Raw genomic sequence first — 20,077 nt, 5'->3', positions numbered from 1 at the left:
CAGATCTTAGTTTGAATCGTCATTGAACCAATCTCGATGCTCTGGATTAGTCCGATTCAAAAGAATAATTCCATCTTTATTTGATTTTAGTTTCTCAGCCTTAGCCCATAATTTTTTCGTATCTAATTTCAGTTCAGGAAACTTTTTTTCAAGAGCTTGCATGTTCTCTTCATCTCCCTTTTTGTTACACAAGATCCTCACCCGCCTTATCTTAACAGGATTTTTGTGATCTAGTGTAAACAAGAGTTCTCTTTTTAGAATACTACATTTTACCACAGATCACAATCGAAAAAATGTCCTTCTGTAGTCATAATTCCCACATTAACAGCATATCTAACCTCTTCCCATTTTATTCATAAAGACTTCGAGTGATTATTGGATATGCAAAGATTTTTCACCCAAAATTAAACAGGCGGCTTATTGAATAGGACATCAGTTAATTCAATAAGCCACCTGTCTGTTGTTTAAATTATCATTACTCATATTTAACCTCCATTAAATTTATTGAAAAAACATATTCACTACACTCATAAATTCAATTAAGGCATAAGTTGTTACGCTCATAACAAAAATTGCTGAACAAATAAGAAAAATGCCAAATCGTCTAAGAGATTTTATCATTTTATCCCCACCATCCTTTTTAAAATTATTATATTTAATTAGATATTTATTGTCAACACATAATTAACCATCAATGAAAAAAAGAAGCGGAAATTCGCTTCTTTTCACACTTATTTTAAAGATCCATCTATCTTTTTGTTCATTTCCTTTATTTTTTTCTTTTTGTCTTTTTCTTTTTCATCAGACTTTTCAATTACATCCTCTTCAATTTTTTTCATTTTATCTTTCAAGTCTTTCCTGTTTTTAGACTTCACATAACTTATTGCATCATCTAGCTTGTCTGTACGTATAAGAGCCTCCACAACAGCGTTTTGTCGATCCGGTTTGTCTTTAACCTTATCCTTTAAGTTTATTACTTCATCCCATTGTTGTGCTAACACTGCCTTCTCAAACTTGATCGCATCGTTATCGCTGTTTATGTCAGCAATTTTATCAATTTCTTCTTTAGACTGCATAAAAGTTATAACCCCTTCCGCACCCTCGGGATCAACTTCTAAAGCCTTTTCATACTGACGATTCAATAAATACGAAAAGTAAATTGCTGTTTTCTCTTTACCTTCGAGCTCCTTGGATTGTGAACCTTCTCTAAATTGATCAAAATATTTAGAAGCATCCTCATAATTTTGAAGGCTTGCACTCAAAAGCCCATTATAAAAGTTTTCGTTTTCCGCTAAGGTGGTCGCTTTGGCTTCTTTGGAATGATCTACGGCCGGCACAGACATTCTTCCACCGAAAAATGCTCCAATTACAACTATACTCGCTATCACAATACCTAAACCTTTAATCTTTTTATTAGAAGGCATTGATATGGTTTTATTCCTATTTACTGCTTGCTCTGTCTCCTTCATGTTGGGTTTAACAGATGGTACGGTTTTGGTTTTCTTATTTTCCCTTCGCTTTTGCTCAATCGGTTCTTTTTTATCTGATACGCCAACCACAGGGCTGTTCTTTCTCTTCACTCTCTCTTTAACTGACGTTTGACTTGACTCCCGTAAGGTTTGAAAAGAATTCAATTTGTCATAATCTTGCTGTTCCAGAAATCCCTTCGCCATATCGTCTATGGAATTAAACGACAAGATGTTTTCATAAGCTTTAAGGGATGCTCCCTCTAAGGATTGCAAAATGTCTTTTGTCTCAACCTTCTCAAAGTCCTCAACCCGCATAGTTTTATCACTGACCAAAAAGAAGCCTAATAGCTTTTTTACATCATCCAGCCATATAAAGCTTTCTTCCTCTAAAAAAGAATTTTTCCGATAAAAGACACTAACTTTTTCAGTATTCTCGTTGAAAATAAAATTTAATGGGTTGATTATTGGCTCATATACTTTTTGTTTAGCGGCGAGATAAAAAACTTTAATTAGCTCCAATATGATTTTGACATCTTGAAGATAGCTATTTTCATTCCTGTCACGTAGTCTGTATTCATCAAGAACATAATCTGTTGTATGGAGCTGATAATAGATTCTTTTCAATGCTTTTTTATTCTCTTCCTCATTATCTCTGCTTAACAAAGCTAGAAAGTACTGAGAATCGTCAAATACACTCCCATTATTGTCGTGTTGCATCTTGACAAATTCACTTTTCGGTATGTCTGTTCGGACTTCGGTTCGATCTACGTATTCAAATGAAAAGCCTTTGTTACTCGACTTTTTAATTAGAACCATTTACTTACCCTCCTGTTATTTATAGTTTTATTATATAATTTTTTTATGCAATTAGAAAGTTATCTCAAGGAAAATTTTTGATTTTTTCAATCGATCATTAACATTTGAACGTTTTTAAAGGATAATTCATCAATAAAAAAGAGTGATATTCTCATCACTCTTTTTTATGTTAACTACTTATTATCAGTTTTTGTTTTGATCAATTGTTTTCACCTCAACATCAGATGGTTGTTCAGTTTTGTTTTGATCAACTTGTTGTTTGGTGACTTTCGTTTCTTCTTTGGCGTTAGTTTCGTCTGTTGTATTGTCAGCAGTTGTTTTGGTCACGTTGTTTTCCGCAACGTTTTCTTTAGTCGATGCAACAGGCTGAACCTCATCTTTCTGGTCAGCATTTACAGTAGTTGTTTTTAGTTTCTCTTGAGCAGATACCTTAGTTGATGTTGCAGGCTGTTCCTGTTGACTTTCGATCTTCGGATCTTTATTAAAGTCATTCGGGAGCTCATCAGGCATTGTATCAATAACCTTCTGTTTCTCTTCTAAATCCTTATGAGACTCTTCCCGCTCCTTAATCCCATTGTCTGTTGCATTTTCAATCTCTTGTGCTTTTTTATCTGCATCTACTTTGTCCTGTTTTGATTGTTCGATATCTTTTGCGACCTCTTGCGCTTTTTCTTTGTTGCCCGCATTTACTTTTTCAGCTTTTTCAATTTCATCAGAGTATTTTTTGTCAGTATCTTTTTCTTTTGCCGCATCGATAGCTTTTTGAGCATCATCATTAGCTTGATCGATCTTCTCTTTGGTCTCAGTTAATGATTGAGTACGCTCATCAATCTGAGCACCAATTTTCTCGTTCAATTGTTTTAAGTTATCTTTTTTGTTCTTCAACTCCGATAACGTTTCATTAGCGGCTTGAGTAGACTCTTTGAACCTCTTGATCGCTTCTGCATACGAGGACTGCTCAGCAATTGTTAGAGGTCTTTCTTTGCTGTATCCATAAATGATATTTGCAATTTCATAAGCGCTGTTAGCTTTTTCGACAAGCTGATCATACTCATTTAATTTGTCGGAAATTTCCTTAGCGGCTTTCTCTTGTTCCTCTTTGCTTGCATTAACTTTTTCACTCAAGTCTTCTTTGATTTGTTCAGCCTCTTCAAGCTTTGAATTTGCCAAGTTTTGTTTTTCTGTGGCTTCATTAAGTTTTTCTTTCACAATGATGTCAATTGGATTTTCTGGATCTGTCGGATTCGTAGGATTAGTTCCACCACCATTGCCCGGATCCGTTGGGTTTGTTGGGTTAGTTCCACCGCCGTCATTATCACTGTTATCGTGAGGTTTGTTCACAGCAGGAATCACTTTTACATCCTTTTTATCCGCACTTGCTAACAACTTACCAGATCTGTCTTTGTCTCCACCCAAAACAGCAAGAAGCTGTTTATCTCCAACGGGCGTATTATCAGCAGAGTCTAGGATTGAATCATCTTCCGACTTATTTGTGTAGCTCGCCACAATCCGCTCGCTATCACTGATTGTGTTGCTTTGATTTTCAATATCTTTAGCAATTTGCCCGTAATCATTTTCACCGTTTATAGCTTTTTCAATCGCTTCATCTCGCTCTTTACTTGCATCCTTATCCTTATTTTGTTCTGTTTCTTCGTAAGGCGTTGCTTCTGCTTCTTTATTAACATTCTGAGAGATTGCTGGTTTACTTTTAGCATTGTTATTAAAACTTCCATTTAGATAAAACGCCCCAGCAACTCCCCCAAGTAATACCGTAGCAGTTACCGCTCCACCTATAAGCAATTTTGTTTTATTATTATTCAGCGGTTTCTTTTCGTCAGACATTTTCTCAACGCTATTGCGACACTATGATATAGCACACCTTAAACAACAGCGTATTCCTCCTTTATCAACGCTAAGGCAACGTTTAGTTGTTATCCATCATCAATTCAAGATTAATTATATAACTTTTTTTCCGTTTTGCAAATTTATTTTATAAATCATTTTCCTTTTTTGTCATATTTATAAAATTCAAAACCATTCTTGCTTGAATACAATTCCTCATCCCCTTCTACTCTAGACCCGACCATGTTCTTTTTCAGCTCATCTTCAACCCATTCAGGGAACATGGTTCGGTCTTTTGCCAATAAATCAAATAACTTCTCTTTATCTGATTTACTTGCATCTTCATAATCTATTTTTAAAATGTAACCTTCCGCTCCTAAATGATCATTTTGAAAAGCCGTATCATACTTCATATTGGCAAATACACCTTCTGTTCCATAACGAGTGAAACTGTAGTTAGTTCCCTCCTGATGTAATTGAAGAGACTCTTTATAGCTGTTCTGTATTTTGTCTTGCAATCTTATATTCAAGACAGACATCCCGCTATCCGGACTTACAAATGCTTTATAAAGAAATACTGCAAACAGTACAAGCACAACAAGTCCTATCCCTCGTCTTATTAGTCTCGGAGAAGAATTGTTATCATTCTGTGCGGAGCGGTTTTCGTCTCGGTTTCTTCCTCGAAAGATTTCAAATATACCTGAGACCGCTCCCGAGAATAACTTCAAAACAATAAAGAATATTAAACCACCGACAATAAGTAAGGTTGCTAAAATAATAAGTATTGAACTTAACATATTCTCCCCCTATTAAACCTCATATGGCTGGATAATTATTTGAGTCTGCGGGGAATCGAAACGCAAGAAGTAACTTTCACCAGATCCTTTTCCAACGCCTTTTTTCAACCAACCCACCATAGTATTATGGCTTGTTACTAATCGAGGGTTTTCATTGCCTTTCCAAGCCACTACAGCATCAGGATCAACAATGATTGGCGCCATCATACTATAAGGATTTCCTTTTGAAAGAAGTGCAACCCATGATCCGTTTCCTCTTCCGGTTAAAACAGTCTTGAAAAAACCATCTTCTCCAATAACTGTTTCTGTCATGCTCCTCCCCCTCGCATCAAGCTCGCAATTATAGTAAGCCAATAAATTATCAATATTCAGGATGCTTAGCATTTCGTTTACTTGCAAATTTACTCCAGACACATAACGGGCCTCATCCGCAAGCAAAACCGAATCATTTGTCATCTCTACTTTCATTAAATCTATTTTAGTTCCCATGATTTCTCGCTTTTTATTTTTAAACGCATTAGAAATCAAGCTCCCTTCAGTAGCTCCAAAAATACTTCCTTCGATTTTTGTGTTACCAGGCTTCATGGCTACTATAGAACCTTTTTTCGCAAAGAAGACTCCGCTCCCTTCACAACACAAGTAACGATCTCGATCTTGCCTTGGCTTTATCACAAAATTATCCCCCTTTCTTTCTGATGATTGACCAAATACAAATAATGAAATGAGAAAAGATTTTCTTAAAGAATCCCCCAAAATCCTTTATTCTCAATAATAAATAGCATTTTTTGTTCCGTATAAAATTAAATAAGCAGGTTATAACACCTCCGAAATAAATAATCACTTTATATAATTCATCATATTATTTTATATACTTTTAGTCAACATGAGAATCGGATTTAATAAATTCAAACAAAAAAAGAGTGTGTTCAAAGTGTTAAACCACTTCGAACACACTCTCTTGCCATAAAAATAAAAGGATAGACGTAAACGGGCATTGTTTATTCGGCTATCCTTTTATAAAATGTTGGGTTTATTTTAACACATAATTTGTTTTCTGTGAAGTTTTCACGATGATAAATCATTAATTTAATTTGATATTTAGTATCAGAAGCTTACTCATAGTCTATTGTGTTAACAGCAGACATTTTGGTTTTCTAATAACCGGCTATATTTTTTATAAAACTTGCTTAATCGCTCCTTTGCCTTTTTGACCTCACGATCCGTTAATGATGATCTCGCATTTTCTTCACCATCTATAGGCAAAATAACTTCGAGCTCACGCTTGACCTCTTGAAGGAGGTTGGATAACGCAATATCGGTATACTCTTCTTTGTTAAAATGGGGATTCCTCAACCTATCTTCTTTAATTGCTTCGCCCACTGCCACCGCATCAAAATCTCGGCTTATTCTCATAATTTCATTAAATGCCCTTTGATAATGCGTCAGTCTCGCCACGATAAACACCTTCCCTTTGTAATATTCATTTTTTTAACTTATTTAAAATCATTTGAAAATCCATATCCCTTAATTTGTAAGGATCCCCTTCAAAATACTTCTTTCTTGTTAATTTACTTTTAAAAGGAGTATCACCAACAAATCCTGTTAAGCAAAATACATTCCCCATATCAACTTCCTTACATTGGGTAACAGAAATTAACTTCAACGTATCTCCATTTTCTTCTTTAGACTTTATTAAAGCTATACCCATTATTTCTTTGGTTTTAAGATCAATGAACAATTTCTGCATCTCAATCTCCTTATCGTCATAAATTTTGATTATACAAACATTCTCGCTTAAATTTTAATATTATCATTTTTGAATTTGATTTTTCGTAAGTCTTTTCTTTTAAAAAAAGACTCCTTAAAACCTAGGAGTCTCTAAAATGTCTCACCTGTTTCCTATCCCCATTCACTTCTTGGTGCTAACTTCTGACCAAAACCGTTATACTCTGTTCCACAACTACATTGATTAGCCCAAGAATTGTCCAGCACAACTTCCTTCCCGCAGTCTTCGCAGGTTATTACTTTCTCACTCAAAGAAATTCACCCTTTCAACTGAATTACTTTCGTATAAGGTACTTGTTTGAAGTTTTCAGATTTCATTTGTTTATCTATACAATCAATGGCTAGTTTCATAGCTTCTTTCTGTTCCTCTGTCCAGTTCGCCCAAGCAAAACCAGCTTGAATAATTTCTTTCGCTTCTTTTAAATTCATTTTTTCCTCACCTTCCCGTCTACGGCCGCTTTTGTTACTAGATTTCTTCGGTTTTCTTTATTTATTCGGCGTGGATTACCCGGAACACCATTCTACGGACCTACGATACCGTTCTTCTCCAGCCGTTCCATGAACATCGCAGCTCTTTGGTACCCGATGCGAAACCTACGCTGTATAGTTGCGATAGACATACTGTAATCACCCGTAGGATTTTGCATAACCCAGTTTTCGACCTCTTCGTATGTTGGTCTATCCATTTTTATCGCACACCTTTCGTTTAAGCTTGTACATGCCAATTCCCTCACCTTTCCGTCTCGGCCGCTGTTTTGGCGTAATACGACATTAACCAAATGCTATTTCTTCCTCACCTTCATGCTCGCCAATCCAAATTGTATCTTTCCAAACTCCATCATCATGACAAAAACGTTCACAATAAATACCTCCATCTTCGCTTACTCTTGGTGCTGAATATGAGTCGTAACAAGGTGTCCCACTTTTAAAATAAGTCATAATCATGCCTAATACGGGATGCTCAATTTCTCCCCATTCAACCCCGTTTGACCATTTCAATTCTTTTTCAGCCATATATTTCTCCTTTCGCTATATCGCAAATCGCAAGCCGTTTTGTGTTGGCATCTACTTTTTCCCTGTTCAATTATTTTTAATTTTGAAACCTCTTATTGGTTGGTTTCAGGTGTAAGTGTTATGGGTATCCGTGTGGTGACGGATACCCTAGTCATCTGAAGTTATTGCAACATCTTGAATATCACATTATGCACAGTGAACATCAATTGAATGTTCAACTGTTTCGATATATGTCCATGATTCACACTCTCCACAAAAATATCCATGCAATTCTTCTTTGTTCACACTCATTCCCCCTCCACCTCGCAATAACAATCGCTTTCTAGTTCACCGTACCCTTCGCAAATTTTCTATTTCAAACCCAATAAATTCATATTTTGGGTTCGCATAATATTCTTTGCCGCACCGGGATCATTCATGACTTGCCCCTCCTTACCGTAAAGTTTTTAAACCAAACCTTTTATTTCCGCATAGCACTTCGGACAAAACTGGCCGTAAACATCTTGGTATTGAATTTTCCTCGCCTTATATGCGGTTTTTTTATTGCATTTCATACAATATTTTTGACTTACTTTATTATGATCGCTGTCACGAAACGTATTGCAACAATAGCAATAGTAAATATCTTCTCTCATATTCCCACCCCAAATGAAAAGTTCCTTTAAACCAGTGTTTTCAAATCTTTATAGTGGACTACATGGCCGCAGGGGTTTGTCCAGATATGAACCGACCCAGAGTAACCATCTTCTGCATGACTTGTGAGTTTAGGTTCTCCCATCGCTTCACCACAAGTAGGACAATTCCACAACGCATTAACCCTCTTGAAACCTATCAAAAAACCATTTGCATCTCTATGCGGAATAGAGATGATCTTTATTTCACTCAATTCCTATCCCTCCACAATGCTTTATTTCATAATTAATTATAATTTATATTATACTTTTTGATCGAAACGAAGGGTGCTGTACTTCTTCAAATTCTTTCATCCTTTATTCTTCTTCCTGGGTATTGCAATACGGATTAACAACTTTAGCGAATTCTTCTTTCTTTTGAATTTGATTGAGATTTGTCGTCATGATTAATTCCCTTCTTCCTGTAAGTATTCTGTCACTTCTTCTTTATCAACGTTTTCTTTAATGAGCTTCAAGTCTTTCACATTATCCCCGATAAAAGATATATGACAATGGTGTAAGCAGGGTTTCTCACGCCGTCTGTAATCGATTTTTAAGTTATTCTTCAAGAAGCACTTTAAAGTGGCCGGGCATTTCATTATCCTTCTCTACTATGTCCTATGTGATTTCCCGACACCAATTTGACCTTTTCAGCAAACTTTAACATTTCCTCTCCAATCCTATTCAGATAGTGTAGTTTAATTATATATAATTATATACTTTTAGTCAATTCAGAAAAAACAGTTTTTCCTCCCTCTGGTATTACTCCGCTTTCAATTAGACTAGATGAAAAAGGAACTGTAGGAACTAAGCCCTTAAGCTTTTGAGTTTGCTCTTGATGATTAATAAAGTCGGTTAGAACGAAACCATCTGTACGGCATGGTCATAGTGCCGTAGCCCACGAACCTATATGGTCGTCGTGGGAGTGGTGATGACACACCGCAATCTTGAAGGCTGTTCAAAACAGAAATGGACTGAGAACGCTTAGTCATTCAAGAATCCCACTGGCGTTAGCCAGTTTGCCTTTTCCGCTCGTTCCTCCCCTACTTTTCCATCCCAGGAATCCCGCGCCTGTTGTTTTAGTTTTTCGATTGTTTTCTCCATTACAAATTCCATCCTTTCATCTTTTCTTGTCGTCCTAGTCTAAGCAATATCAATAGACATGACTACATAATTTTCTTGCTGTGCGTAGTCGGTTATGTATGTTACTTCTCTTACAACGACTCGCCCTGTAAATTCAGCTTTCTCAGGGATATACTCGTTAAGCTCTAGAAGATCACCAACTTGATAGTTCCGGTCGTTTCTTCTTATCTCGAAATTTTTCACACCAGTACAAACAGCCTCAAAGTATTCCGGCAAGATTTTCAGCTTATGCTTTTGTCTTTCCATTTCCTCACCCTTCTGGTTTCGGCCACTTTTTCGAACTATTCGCCATATCTTTTTAATCCAGTCGTATACTCAATGCTCGCATTTCTTCTTCATCTGAATAGTGGTCACATTCTCATACTAAATAACGCCTTTCTTTTTTGCGTTTATTAGCGAAAAAGCATCCAATATAGACTTTGACTCCTTTTCAGACACAATTATCTTCTCTTTTGAATGATGGAGATTAAGCCAAACTGCACCACCCTCCCAATCAATTTCTATTGTGTAAGGCACTTGCTCGAAGTTTTCAGTTTTCATCTTTTCATCCTCTCCGACTTGCTATACAACCCTTGCGTTACCGATTGTTTTACAAAGCTATAACTGGATTAGAACAATATCTCCGCTTTACCAACTGGAACATAACCCTTTTCTAAAATCTGTCTTGATAAGTTGTCTAGAGACAATTCAACAATGTGTCCAATACTTAGCAAAGCGGAAGTCATATTGATTCCCGCTTGAAAGGAAGCGGGAATCAATACAAGAACGACTCATAAGTCAGTGTTTTTAATCTACAATCCGAAAAACTCTTTTAATTTCATCAGCAATGCTAGTGCCATTATCGCTTTGGTATATACGAGTCCCTCTCTCTGGGCAGTACACAAAAAAACCTGTATTCCTAATATGTTCATCTTCATCTGTATACACAATATCGTCTACAAATTCATTATTTGGATCTCCAAGCACTGCATCTTGATAAATGATTGCGGGGATTACCAAAACAAATTTTTCATTAAATTCTTCCCTTGTCATTCCCTTTTTATCTAATGTAAACCCGTTTAAAAACTGTTGTTGCATGTTCAGGCCCCTTCCTTCTCTAGAACAAGCACTAATTAGGCTTTTGTTCTTAAATTGTTATATTTGTGTTTATACTTTTAGTAAATTTCATGTTAAAAAAATATAATTATTTATGGAAAATCTTTTCCTCCACAGTCACACTCCAAAAGTTATTGTCCTCTTGAATTACGCATGAATATAAACCATTCTGGCTGTCTTCTATAACCTCCACTTCGTCCTTTGGTTTATACCATTCCTTCAAATGTTCCTCCTTTTCTTTTGAAGCATGGTTGTTGGCGCTTGTTAAACCTTCAAACAATTCAACATCCGATCCAATCCCGCAATTTTCTAGATCATAAAGAGTTTTAACCACAAACATTATAACCACCTCTTTTTATTTTATTATTACATATTATATACTTTCCGTCAAGAGAAAAGTAAAAAAGTAGCACCTTCTCTCTTTTAAGATGCTTCGCTTCGTTATCTAAATTGCTTATTCATTTAAAATCTCATACTCTACATCTCTAATCAAATAAGGATACTTGTCTTCAACATGGAAATATGTTAGTTCAATTATATATGAATTGACGGGTTCTATTTCCTTAATACTCCAACACTCTTTTGTTTGCAATGCATCCGGAACTTTACCTGTCAAATCTGTATAAGGGACTACATCACCGGGATCTAATTCAAATTCATATACTTTCAACAGTCTAAATCGGCCGCTCACTTTGTCATATGCTTCTTCGTCATGCGAATAGCTTAATCCATTTAGACATTCGTGTATATTCTCACAGATACTCACCCTTTTAGTGCTTGTATCTTCACCTAAAATCGAGCCGCTAAACTGAGATACGCTTCGAGGAACAAAGATTTTTATATCTTTATCAATGTCTCGGCTGATGCGGAAGTACTTTGCCATAGTTTCCCCTCCAATCATTCACACTGATTAATACCATTAATATAACAGCATGGAGCTGAGCATTCCATTCAGCTTCCCTCAAACACACATACATACTGCTTTGAAGAAGTCTAAATTATTCCCATGCTGTTCATTATCAAAATCATAGACTACGCTCCCACTACGCTTTATAGCATACCTTTGTTTCCAATTTACACGGTCAAAGAAAGAGTATAATTCCAAATCACCCGATGAATCTTCTAATTCCCAATTATTTGTACATTCGTTTATATATTTCTCGTCCATTTAACATCACCTTATTTTCATTTTATTAAATTACAATGTGTACTTTTGCGCAAAAAATAAACAGGGGTGGGACATTCAATTTAGCCCCGCTCACTTTAGACCCTGTTTATTATGTTACTGCCTTAATAGTGCATTTTCTAACTCGATTGGTGTTGTTCCTCTGTACAATTTTTAAAGAAATTAAGCATCAATTTTTTCTAAATCTTTTTTCGGAAAATTTACTCTTCCCTCATAACAACGATTCCCTAATCGGTCTTTAACCAATTGAATCCATACAGATTCGCTTGTTTCATAAGCAACCGTTCCTACATAACCATAATAAATGCTTTTCTCATTAATAACTTTATACATTTCGCTCTCCTCTTTCTATTTTTCTTTTTAATTCTTTTGTTGATTTACTCGGGGATTATAATCCATTTTTTTAAAACAATAAAGTTCACGAAAACAACCTTCCTTGTGAAATCACCTCCTTTTGTTTTAAATTAATTATATCCATGTTTATACTTTTTGTCAACACTCCTTTATTAAACAAAAAAAGAAGCGGAGATTGACTCTTTTTAAAAGCCTCACTCCGCTTCTCTACATTTTATTTTTATGCTTTCTTATCTCGGTAAAGAGAAGGTAACTGTTTTATTTTTAAACAGTCCATTACCATCATCGCCGTAGATTGGCCCGAATTCCAAATCGAACTTCTTGATGGTTTCAAAATCATCTTTTCTAAACATGAAAACGTGATATTTTTCTCCCTGTTTTCCCGCTTTAATATCCTTTGGTTCTGTAGGTTCAGCCATAGTCTGAGCTATTATATGACCACGGTTCTTATCAATAGCCAGCTTAGAACCAATATTCCATATACTGATTGGATCGTCGGTTTGGTTATCAAGCTTTAATTTCACTGTCACTGCAACAATGCCGTTATCTCCAAAATTACTGAAACGCTCTTTATTTGCCTTTGTAGGAATCACTTCTGTATACTGAACTCCTTCAAGGGTAACCTTCACATCACCTAACTGCTTAGTCTCATCAATCCCTTGCTTTTCAAAAATCATTTTCTTATTAGCTAGGTTGTCCGTTGTCAATTTGTCAGGGAATAACTTAGACTCGCTTTTAGCCTGTGCTTCTTGCTTATCACTGTACACGAAATCAAAGATGCCCTTCTTATGATTACTTCCTGAGAACTTGCTATTATCAGCCGCTCCGCCACCGATAATAAACTTAGGTTTTACCTTTTTTAAAGAGTCGAATTGTTCATCGGTTAAGGTGAAAGAAACTAAACCTGAAACCTTTTCTCCTGCGGCCCATTTTGATGTTTCTGTTTCTTTTTTCGATTTTGGATATTCATCTCTAACAAATGTCCTTTCAGCAGGTATGTAATTCAGATCATTTTCGAGCTGTATCGAGAAGTTATTCGTATAATACATAGCTTTATTTGTTGTATTATCAATTGTGACCTTTGCTGTGATGACATATCCTTCGTTCTGATCGTCAAATTCAATGTGATAATCACTATTCATGTCTGTTACTTTTACAATCTGATACTCGTCAACACTAACTTTAAAACCGTCCATATCGTTAACATAATTCGGTTTCTCGTTTGTGTAAACAACTTTCACTTTACCTTCTGTTTCTTTTGCAATATTTGGATTCAAAATTCCGCCGCTACTTTTGGTTTCTTTAGTCTCTTCTTTCTCACTTGTTTGTTTTCCGCTTGTTTCTGCGGTCTTAGGGCTAGACTCTTGTTTGTTCTTCGTTTCAGAAGATTGTTCACCCTTCCCACATGCAGAAAGTAACAACATAGCCGCTATTGCACTTGTCGATAAAATTTTTGTTTTCTTCATACTCACACCTCATCATTTATTTGGGCGAACTACTTGTCACTTTTGAGAAGCGAAGATTTCTTGGGTGATAGTCACTTTCAACACCGATTTAAGATGGCCAAGTTAATCCTTTAGTTCCAATAGTCCACTCCACCAATCATTTTTCCTATTTTATGATATATCAATTTATACTTTTAGTAAATATATATCTTAAAAGAAGCGGAGATCGACTCTATATAAAGTCCCTCTCCGCTTCATCCATACTTAGTCATTCCTTATTTTCTAAGGGCAAACCTAATTGTTGAGCTAAATTCCACACAGTATTGGCTCTTATAGAATATTCTTTTAGTTTTTCCTCATCGGTTAGATTTTCTCGTTGTAAATTTCGAAAACCATCATATTGTTTTTGAAAAATTTCAGTTACATAATCTTTATACATTCACATCTACTCGCTCTCATCATTTTTTGAAAGCCAAAACCTTTCGTTCCCGGTATTATATTGTTTACACAATTGGTTAAATGCCCTTTTGCTAACATAGATGCGGACATCCATACGTAAACCTTCCCACGGGTCTTTGATAGCCCAATCCATCGGGTCAACATTGTTAATGATGCTGTTTCCCGGACTCCTTTTCTCAGCCTTCCAATGCAAAAGCAATTCATGTAGTTCTTCTTTTTTACAACCACATAACTCGGCCAGTTGATTAGCTGTCCTTGGATGGAAATTACCTATTATCGATGCAGTTGAATCATTCATAACACAAGTGTATTTACTACGATATATTTCCGTACCGTTTCCGTATACTTCACAGAATGGAGTCCGATAAGTAGTAGAATATTCTTCAAGTAAAGACACTTTCATTATGTTCCCATTTGTTTTTAGTTGTTCAAAGCCACCCGGCAATTTAACCCTTGCTTCTTCTTTGTCTTTGCTCACAACAAATTTCCCTCTAGCCATTGCTTCTAAAAGATTCGGCAGATTCTTTCTAATCGCCCCTATATACCACTCTTTTACCTCTTCTTTTCTCTTGTAAAATTCTTGCTCTGCTTTTTTGTTAATGACTATCGCTTGATTATAACGAGCTAAATAAAGGCGGTCTTTTTGCAACTGTTCAGGACTCCCAAAGCTAGACGTATTCATTTTTTTCAAAGAAAGAGTATCCTCCGCCTGAGTGGTTTTGCCTGTCAACAAAATTGAATGATCTGTGTTCTTGACAACATCAAACGCTTCTTCCGGAACATTATAGCGTTCAATCATCCAATCATGCTGTCCTGTTGGTTCAAAGTCGAATGTGTCCTTTAAATTCTTTGTCTTCATATCTTCGGATGTAATCTTAGGAACTGTTAACGATTTATATTCTGTAACGGCCACTTCATGTCCCTTTGCTTCATTCAACAAAAAATCCGCTTCTGCCATCATTTGAGCCGTATATGAGAGTGATGGAGTTTTATAGTTTTCTTTGAAGAATTTATCCTCCAATAAACTAAACATCATGATAAGCCATACAATCTCATCATGTTCTAAATCCTTAATTGCTCTAATAGGGATTCCTTCCTCTTTAGAAATAAGAGCTGTATCAGATGATGAAATATAAGCTCTGTTATTGTCTCCAAAGTCAATATCCATGATGGAGTAAGGAAAGTGATACGATTCAATCCTCTGGTAAAAGGCTCTTCCTCTCATTCTGCTTCTGGATGTTTCCATTTGGAGCGGGTGACTTAATTTTTCACGATCAGTCAAGATCGATAGTGTCCCTCCATTTCTCACCGCAAAGACAAAATATGAATTAGATAAATCCTTCGTGTCTTGAATCATAGCAACCACAATACCTGAATCAACCGACATCATCCATCTGAGCAATGTGTTTATGTCTTTAAATATAAAAACATCTTTGTATATTCTCGGTTTATTGGCGATTGGTGATCCCTGAGCGAATTGAACAACCTCTAAGTCCTGAATAGCATTGAATGAGCTGTATCGCAGTTCTGAGAGGTAAGATTCGTTCGCAACCATTGAATCATATACACTTTCCTCGATGCCATAATGAGAAAGGGCCTCTTTTAATAAATTCTTGAATTCCTGTTTTGCTGACATGACATACTCAGAGTTGAGGATATTTTTAAGTTCTGAAACTTTAAACAACCAAATTGATTATTTTTTCAGTCACTGCTATACTCCCCATTCTTTTAAGATCATGAATGTTCTTTTCTTCTTGATGATGCTGTCAATGTAAAGTCACCTCTATCCCATGCTTAGATTGATCTTTTCCATATGTTTTTCTCTGACTTGAATGTAGCCATCTTTTAATTCACTCGGTATTAATTTTAACCCCTCATCCCAAGCGCTTTTCTCAAAACACACCCGACTTCTTGTTAAGTCACTGTTTGTTCTAAAGTCAATGATATGCCCTATTTCGTGATAAGCTATAATCCTAACAAAATCCACTACGTCCATATCTTTAAAACTTCTGTGATGTGTTGCATTAAGTTTATGATTATTAAACACAATTTTATTTTCAAAAGGTCTGTAGGCCATACAAGAGTTAAGGACATCAGCTCCATTTTCAACATCACAGTCGATTCTATTTTCTTGCAAAATTCCTTTGATGATCTTTGTTATTGTGAAGTCCTGAATCATATTCTCCTCTATCCTCCTTTTTTCGTTGAAACCTTCCCCCAAAAACGGGGAAACTCTTGCGGCTTAATGCACTTTTTTGAGCCGCCGTCACGTCCTCCTCCGGCAGTACTTGGACTTGACGGATTCTTTACATCACCTTTTTTATCCCAATTTTTTCGTGTGATCTCGGTTAATTATAATAATATATATACTTTTTGTCAATTTAACTTCAAGATAAACTGTCTATCTCCTTTTATAAACAAAAAGAACGGTATGTCCCGCTCTTTTAAAGTTCCCCCTTCTTTTCCAGTTAACTCAAATCCGGCATTTTTTATTTTTCTTCATCTTCATCAAGATTGCATCCGCAGAATGGACAAAACTTTATATGTTGTAAATCCGCTCTGCCTTTTTCATCCCTCACCATTATATGAACACTAATATCATGTTTTAAGATTTCAATTTTTTGCGATCTCATAAATTTTTCAGTTTTGTTTTCGCAAACATGAATAAAGCCTTCAGAAGCATTTTTATCCTTAATAAACATTATTATTTCCCCTTTTTGTAAGTATAAAAATAAAGTTCGTTCCCATAATTAATTATATTGATTTAAATATTTTTTGTCAAAAGAAAACCGAAAGAAGCAGTTTGCTACATCACTTCTCCTCTTCAATACTTTCTCCATTGGACACTGGATAAATCAGCTTGTAAGCCATTACTAATAATGTTAAAATGAACTTATGCGCCAACAGTCGAGTCAAGAGTACAAAGCGGCCTCGAGGGGCTTGCTCATAGGATCTTGATGATAAACCTCTCCCTTTAAGTTTAGAAGCTCAAGGGATAGGTCATGATGTTAACTAAAAGAGACCCGACTGGTAGGACAGTCGGAGTCAGTGTACAAAAAGCATCCCACCAAAGGCTTACTCAGAGAGGTGTTTTAAATAGACCTATCCCTTTAAGTTTTCCAGGCTCAAGGGAGGTCTATTTTTCTTTCTTTGACACTATGAACAGAGATATTCAGATTTCCACTGTTATTTTTGCGGATCTGCCGCTCCTTTCAAGAATCCTTGACGTCTCACTTCACTATTAACTTAGAACTCGACACCTTCTAGTTTCTCTTGATATTCTGGGGTATACAATTTTCTGTGCTTCTCATTCTTCCAGACCCGCCGCATTTAATACAAACACGCCCTGTATACTCCCAATTTACACTTTCCCCAACACCGCCCGCCCCACCGGTCACAGGGATCATCCAAGTCTTAAATTCTTATCCCACATCATAATTTTTATTTTGATTATATTTTTATATATACTTTTTAACAGTTCGAAAATAAATTTAATTCTTTTTCACCTTGATAATAAAGGAATTATTAGATAATCAAATTCCTATTTAATTCTAAGGAAATCTTTTTACAGCGATTTTATGCTATGTTTACTTATGAAAAAACATAAAGGAGCTGATGTTTGATGAAAGCAAAGTTGTTGTCACTGGTTGTTGTGCTTTGTATCAGTCTTTTAGGGTTCAGCGGGGGAATTAAAGCAGAAGCGGCAGAAAAAATGACAGCGTCTCCAACCGAAACAAAAATTCTTTCACAAGATAAGCTTAAGGCTAAAAAAGAAGAGATTGCAAAACAGATTAAATATTATGACGAAAACGGGAATGAAATTCACCCTTATACTTTAGAAGAATTAAAAGACATGATTAAACTCACACTAGATCAACCTCAAGTATCCACCTCATCAGAAATCGAAGATCATCCATTCATGTTAGCTGGTTACAAGAAATATAATACGGGTAGCTTTAGCTTTAGTTATAATATCTATCTTGGCGGCGGAACATATGGTAAAGCTTTTAAAGATCCAGCTACAATTTTAGTGACGCCTAAAGGTACAGCTAAACCATTTTATATAATTGCTAAATATGATAAAAATGGGGGAGCCGGGAAACAGGCTCAAAAGATATCTTTACCGGGTGGATGGAAAGGAGAAATGCATATGAATTTCTCCTTAAAAAAAGGGAAGAAGTATCGAATCCAATTTGAGAATAAAAACACCAATACAACCGTTTATATAAAGAAAACATCTTTATGGTACGATTGATCCTTTTAAAAAAACTTCTTTTTTGAGATTATAAACTGTACAACATAGTTTAAGTTCTGTGTTTGTTTTGAAAGAATTCAACTTCAATAAAGGGAGGGAATTATGAAGAAAAAACTAATTGGATTGTTGATTTTAACCCCTTTCTTGTTACTGTTTAATACGGCTACTCATGCAGTTGATTCAAATCACAAAACAACTGAAGAAGTACTTGATAGCGCATGGGGGAAGTTTGGTTTAGTTAGTTATATGATCGGAGAAACAGAGCCAATTATATCAATCGGCATGGATAAAACCAAAAGCGAAGAAAAGCTTCAAGAATACTTAGATCAGAACTTACCTCCGGAAGCAAAAGAAAAATACGACATTGAGATCATTAAAAGAGACATTGACGCTTTAGAAAAAGAAGTCTTTGAGGATCGCAAACAAAAGAGGAATTAAAAAAATCAAGAAAAGCAGGCCGCTTAGCCTGCTTTTTCATTTTCGACCTTTTAATCTTTAGAGATCGAAGGATCGGATAAAATGCCGATCCTTTGCCTTTATCTTGAATTCCTCATTGTTTTCGCTACACATCTTGATTCTGTCAATCATATCAGACTTTACTGATGATACTTTAACCCAACTGTCATTAAATTTTTGATACACCTCTACGATATAGTTAAGCAGAATAAATCCTTCCTATGACTTCAACTTTCGGGTATTCATATAGACCGTTCAGCCATTTGTTATAATCATAGGTTACGATTATATCTGCCCCCGGACAACCATAATGAAGAGAATCCAATAAGAAAGATAGTTCTCGATGATCTTTTTCTGTATAAAAACAATGATATAGGTCTTTACCTTTTTGCACATAAGGAGGATCGATAAAAATTGTGGCTTCATCCTGCCAATAAGCTTCTTCAATCAAATCGATAGCATTTTCTTGAGTCACTTCTATTCGGTCACTCACAGAGTGGATATATTCGATTTTTCGGATGAGTTCCTTCGGGTTCCAACGAGATAACAATTTTTCCAAACCCCCGTTTTTCCCACCGAGCGGATTTGCTTTTACAATCCCGCTGTATGCTAATCTGTTGACTAATAAAGAAGACCATGCCGCTTCTATTAAGTCAACCCCTAGATAATCATTTTTTATAATTGATTGAGCTTTGAAATAATCCTGATGATTCGGTGTGATTGTCCGGATTCTCTCAATTATCTCAAAAGGCATGTATTTGATTGTCCACCACAATGCGAAGACACCTAAGTCTAAATCATTGAGGTGTAATTCTTCAATTACCCCTGCATGAAGCATAGCCAATTCAAAACTGGCTCCACCTGCGAATGGGGATATCAGTTTTTTCGTTTTTGAATTTTGAATTTGAAGATGCGAATAAAGATATTGAACAATCTTAGATTTTCCTCCCGGATATCTGTAAGGAGATAAGCGTTTATTAAATTTTTGATCAGTAATGACTAAAGGTTCGTTTGTATGCTCCTTTTTTTCTAAGATTAAGGTGAAGCGGTGTCTATTCTTGATTTGGTCAAAGTATGTAAACCCATCACAATCCTCACACCAGAACCCGAAACCATTAGAATCTAATTGAAAATCATCATCTTCTTCTGTACCACTTGCTCCACAGAATTCACATATTAACACTGTATACCCCCCTATCTTCTGTAAATTTGTGATTGATCTCCACACATCCCGCTTAAACGAAGGATCGAGACTCTTTTTTTTTTTTAAAAGTGTAATCCTCCCATTCA

General features: G+C 35.8%; 26 protein-coding genes. 2 read left to right on the top strand and 24 right to left on the bottom strand.

The genetic code is table 11. From position 1 onward, the window contains the following. Positions 1-6 precede the first annotated feature (6 nt). The 23 genes from AB447_RS24700 to AB447_RS24605 all read right to left on the bottom strand — a co-directional run bounded on the left by AB447_RS24700 (position 7) and on the right by AB447_RS24605 (position 16,778). On the bottom strand, positions 7-192 hold the full coding sequence (locus AB447_RS24700; protein WP_048355931.1) for a hypothetical protein: 186 nt from the start codon (positions 190-192) through the stop codon (positions 7-9). Positions 193-731: 539 nt separating this feature from the next. After that, positions 732-2,285, bottom strand: a complete 1,554-nt coding sequence (locus AB447_RS24695) for a hypothetical protein (protein ID WP_057957797.1) — start codon at positions 2,283-2,285, stop codon at positions 732-734. A gap of 183 nt (positions 2,286-2,468) precedes the next feature. Further along, positions 2,469-4,127, bottom strand: a complete 1,659-nt coding sequence (locus AB447_RS24690; protein ID WP_057957796.1) for a coiled-coil domain-containing protein — start codon at positions 4,125-4,127, stop codon at positions 2,469-2,471. Positions 4,128-4,282: 155 nt separating this feature from the next. Then, positions 4,283-4,924, bottom strand: a complete 642-nt coding sequence (locus AB447_RS24685) for a hypothetical protein (protein WP_048353718.1) — start codon at positions 4,922-4,924, stop codon at positions 4,283-4,285. Positions 4,925-4,936: 12 nt separating this feature from the next. Then, positions 4,937-5,596: an AIM24 family protein gene (locus tag AB447_RS24680; RefSeq protein WP_048353717.1), complete on the bottom strand. Its 660-nt coding sequence runs from the start codon at positions 5,594-5,596 to the stop codon at positions 4,937-4,939. Positions 5,597-6,055: 459 nt separating this feature from the next. Next, complete coding sequence (locus AB447_RS24675; protein WP_048353716.1) at positions 6,056-6,379, bottom strand: hypothetical protein; 324 nt, start codon at positions 6,377-6,379, stop codon at positions 6,056-6,058. A gap of 25 nt (positions 6,380-6,404) precedes the next feature. Beyond that, a complete protein-coding gene (locus AB447_RS24670; protein WP_048353715.1) occupies positions 6,405-6,671 on the bottom strand; it encodes a hypothetical protein in 267 nt (88 codons plus the stop codon). Positions 6,672-6,967: 296 nt separating this feature from the next. Further along, on the bottom strand, positions 6,968-7,138 hold the full coding sequence (locus tag AB447_RS26055; RefSeq protein ID WP_156416027.1) for a hypothetical protein: 171 nt from the start codon (positions 7,136-7,138) through the stop codon (positions 6,968-6,970). Positions 7,139-7,230: 92 nt separating this feature from the next. Beyond that, complete coding sequence (locus AB447_RS27350; protein WP_082634710.1) at positions 7,231-7,395, bottom strand: DNA translocase FtsK; 165 nt, start codon at positions 7,393-7,395, stop codon at positions 7,231-7,233. Positions 7,396-7,480: 85 nt separating this feature from the next. Next, positions 7,481-7,723 carry a hypothetical protein gene (locus tag AB447_RS24660; protein WP_048353713.1) on the bottom strand — a complete coding sequence of 81 codons (243 nt, stop codon included), beginning with the start codon at positions 7,721-7,723 and terminating at the stop codon, positions 7,481-7,483. A gap of 661 nt (positions 7,724-8,384) precedes the next feature. Further along, entirely contained in the window at positions 8,385-8,609 is a 225-nt protein-coding gene (locus tag AB447_RS24655; protein WP_048353712.1) for a hypothetical protein, read from the bottom strand. 928 nt (positions 8,610-9,537) lie between these two features. Next, on the bottom strand, positions 9,538-9,783 hold the full coding sequence (locus tag AB447_RS24645) for an ASCH/PUA domain-containing protein (protein ID WP_048354544.1): 246 nt from the start codon (positions 9,781-9,783) through the stop codon (positions 9,538-9,540). 117 nt (positions 9,784-9,900) lie between these two features. Then, positions 9,901-10,077, bottom strand: a complete 177-nt coding sequence (locus AB447_RS26450; RefSeq protein WP_172796397.1) for a hypothetical protein — start codon at positions 10,075-10,077, stop codon at positions 9,901-9,903. 246 nt (positions 10,078-10,323) lie between these two features. After that, positions 10,324-10,614, bottom strand: coding sequence for a hypothetical protein (locus tag AB447_RS24640; RefSeq protein WP_048354545.1), 291 nt, complete (start codon positions 10,612-10,614; stop codon positions 10,324-10,326). A gap of 106 nt (positions 10,615-10,720) precedes the next feature. Continuing rightward, on the bottom strand, positions 10,721-10,972 hold the full coding sequence (locus AB447_RS24635; protein ID WP_048354546.1) for a hypothetical protein: 252 nt from the start codon (positions 10,970-10,972) through the stop codon (positions 10,721-10,723). Positions 10,973-11,086: 114 nt separating this feature from the next. Beyond that, on the bottom strand, positions 11,087-11,515 hold the full coding sequence (locus AB447_RS24630; protein WP_048354547.1) for a hypothetical protein: 429 nt from the start codon (positions 11,513-11,515) through the stop codon (positions 11,087-11,089). 78 nt (positions 11,516-11,593) lie between these two features. Next, on the bottom strand, positions 11,594-11,800 hold the full coding sequence (locus AB447_RS24625; protein ID WP_048354548.1) for a hypothetical protein: 207 nt from the start codon (positions 11,798-11,800) through the stop codon (positions 11,594-11,596). A 180-nt stretch (positions 11,801-11,980) separates the two neighbouring features. Then, positions 11,981-12,151, bottom strand: a complete 171-nt coding sequence (locus tag AB447_RS26050; RefSeq protein ID WP_156416026.1) for a hypothetical protein — start codon at positions 12,149-12,151, stop codon at positions 11,981-11,983. 251 nt (positions 12,152-12,402) lie between these two features. Continuing rightward, a complete protein-coding gene (locus tag AB447_RS24620) occupies positions 12,403-13,638 on the bottom strand; it encodes a DUF5068 domain-containing protein (protein ID WP_048354549.1) in 1,236 nt (411 codons plus the stop codon). Positions 13,639-13,885: 247 nt separating this feature from the next. Beyond that, a complete protein-coding gene (locus AB447_RS26045) occupies positions 13,886-14,056 on the bottom strand; it encodes a hypothetical protein (protein ID WP_156416025.1) in 171 nt (56 codons plus the stop codon). 6 nt (positions 14,057-14,062) lie between these two features. Further along, positions 14,063-15,712, bottom strand: a complete 1,650-nt coding sequence (locus AB447_RS24615; RefSeq protein WP_156416024.1) for a hypothetical protein — start codon at positions 15,710-15,712, stop codon at positions 14,063-14,065. A gap of 147 nt (positions 15,713-15,859) precedes the next feature. Next, positions 15,860-16,255, bottom strand: coding sequence for a hypothetical protein (locus tag AB447_RS24610; RefSeq protein ID WP_048354551.1), 396 nt, complete (start codon positions 16,253-16,255; stop codon positions 15,860-15,862). A 310-nt stretch (positions 16,256-16,565) separates the two neighbouring features. Next, complete coding sequence (locus AB447_RS24605; protein WP_048354552.1) at positions 16,566-16,778, bottom strand: hypothetical protein; 213 nt, start codon at positions 16,776-16,778, stop codon at positions 16,566-16,568. Positions 16,779-17,698: 920 nt separating this feature from the next. On the opposite strand from AB447_RS24605, the gene AB447_RS24600 reads away from it, so the two are divergent. Then, complete coding sequence (locus AB447_RS24600) at positions 17,699-18,331, top strand: hypothetical protein (protein ID WP_048354553.1); 633 nt, start codon at positions 17,699-17,701, stop codon at positions 18,329-18,331. Between the two features lie 102 nt (positions 18,332-18,433). Beyond that, a complete protein-coding gene (locus AB447_RS24595) occupies positions 18,434-18,769 on the top strand; it encodes a YolC/YozM family protein (protein WP_048354554.1) in 336 nt (111 codons plus the stop codon). Between the two features lie 217 nt (positions 18,770-18,986). Here the strand turns inward: AB447_RS24595 and AB447_RS24590 are convergent, their stop codons facing one another. Beyond that, the gene (locus AB447_RS24590) at positions 18,987-19,970 is read right to left on the bottom strand and encodes a DNA adenine methylase (RefSeq protein WP_048354555.1); all 984 of its coding nucleotides are present in this window, start codon (positions 19,968-19,970) and stop codon (positions 18,987-18,989) included. Positions 19,971-20,077: the final 107 nt, after the last annotated feature.

Source organism: Bacillus glycinifermentans (genome assembly GCF_001042475.2).
Classification (GTDB): Bacteria; Bacillota; Bacilli; order Bacillales; family Bacillaceae; genus Bacillus; species Bacillus glycinifermentans.
This window is presented reverse-complemented; position numbering and strand designations above follow the sequence as displayed.

Excerpts from the sequence above, each read along its gene's own strand:
- AB447_RS24695 (WP_057957797.1), bottom strand. The coding sequence starts at position 2,285 with ATGGTTCTAATTAAAAAGTCGAGTAACAAAGGCTTTTCATTTGAATAC.
- AB447_RS24690 (WP_057957796.1), bottom strand. The coding sequence starts at position 4,127 with ATGTCTGACGAAAAGAAACCGCTGAATAATAATAAAACAAAATTGCTT.
- AB447_RS24685 (WP_048353718.1), bottom strand. The coding sequence starts at position 4,924 with ATGTTAAGTTCAATACTTATTATTTTAGCAACCTTACTTATTGTCGGT.
- AB447_RS24670 (WP_048353715.1), bottom strand. The coding sequence starts at position 6,671 with ATGCAGAAATTGTTCATTGATCTTAAAACCAAAGAAATAATGGGTATA.
- AB447_RS26055 (WP_156416027.1), bottom strand. The coding sequence starts at position 7,138 with ATGAATTTAAAAGAAGCGAAAGAAATTATTCAAGCTGGTTTTGCTTGG.
- AB447_RS27350 (WP_082634710.1), bottom strand. The coding sequence starts at position 7,395 with ATGGATAGACCAACATACGAAGAGGTCGAAAACTGGGTTATGCAAAAT.
- AB447_RS24660 (WP_048353713.1), bottom strand. The coding sequence starts at position 7,723 with ATGGCTGAAAAAGAATTGAAATGGTCAAACGGGGTTGAATGGGGAGAA.
- AB447_RS24645 (WP_048354544.1), bottom strand. The coding sequence starts at position 9,783 with ATGGAAAGACAAAAGCATAAGCTGAAAATCTTGCCGGAATACTTTGAG.
- AB447_RS26450 (WP_172796397.1), bottom strand. The coding sequence starts at position 10,077 with ATGAAAACTGAAAACTTCGAGCAAGTGCCTTACACAATAGAAATTGAT.
- AB447_RS24640 (WP_048354545.1), bottom strand. The coding sequence starts at position 10,614 with ATGCAACAACAGTTTTTAAACGGGTTTACATTAGATAAAAAGGGAATG.
- AB447_RS24635 (WP_048354546.1), bottom strand. The coding sequence starts at position 10,972 with ATGTTTGTGGTTAAAACTCTTTATGATCTAGAAAATTGCGGGATTGGA.
- AB447_RS24630 (WP_048354547.1), bottom strand. The coding sequence starts at position 11,515 with ATGGCAAAGTACTTCCGCATCAGCCGAGACATTGATAAAGATATAAAA.
- AB447_RS24625 (WP_048354548.1), bottom strand. The coding sequence starts at position 11,800 with ATGGACGAGAAATATATAAACGAATGTACAAATAATTGGGAATTAGAA.
- AB447_RS26050 (WP_156416026.1), bottom strand. The coding sequence starts at position 12,151 with ATGTATAAAGTTATTAATGAGAAAAGCATTTATTATGGTTATGTAGGA.
- AB447_RS24620 (WP_048354549.1), bottom strand. The coding sequence starts at position 13,638 with ATGAAGAAAACAAAAATTTTATCGACAAGTGCAATAGCGGCTATGTTG.
- AB447_RS26045 (WP_156416025.1), bottom strand. The coding sequence starts at position 14,056 with ATGTATAAAGATTATGTAACTGAAATTTTTCAAAAACAATATGATGGT.
- AB447_RS24615 (WP_156416024.1), bottom strand. The coding sequence starts at position 15,712 with ATGTCAGCAAAACAGGAATTCAAGAATTTATTAAAAGAGGCCCTTTCT.
- AB447_RS24610 (WP_048354551.1), bottom strand. The coding sequence starts at position 16,255 with ATGATTCAGGACTTCACAATAACAAAGATCATCAAAGGAATTTTGCAA.
- AB447_RS24605 (WP_048354552.1), bottom strand. The coding sequence starts at position 16,778 with ATGTTTATTAAGGATAAAAATGCTTCTGAAGGCTTTATTCATGTTTGC.
- AB447_RS24600 (WP_048354553.1), top strand. The coding sequence starts at position 17,699 with ATGAAAGCAAAGTTGTTGTCACTGGTTGTTGTGCTTTGTATCAGTCTT.
- AB447_RS24595 (WP_048354554.1), top strand. The coding sequence starts at position 18,434 with ATGAAGAAAAAACTAATTGGATTGTTGATTTTAACCCCTTTCTTGTTA.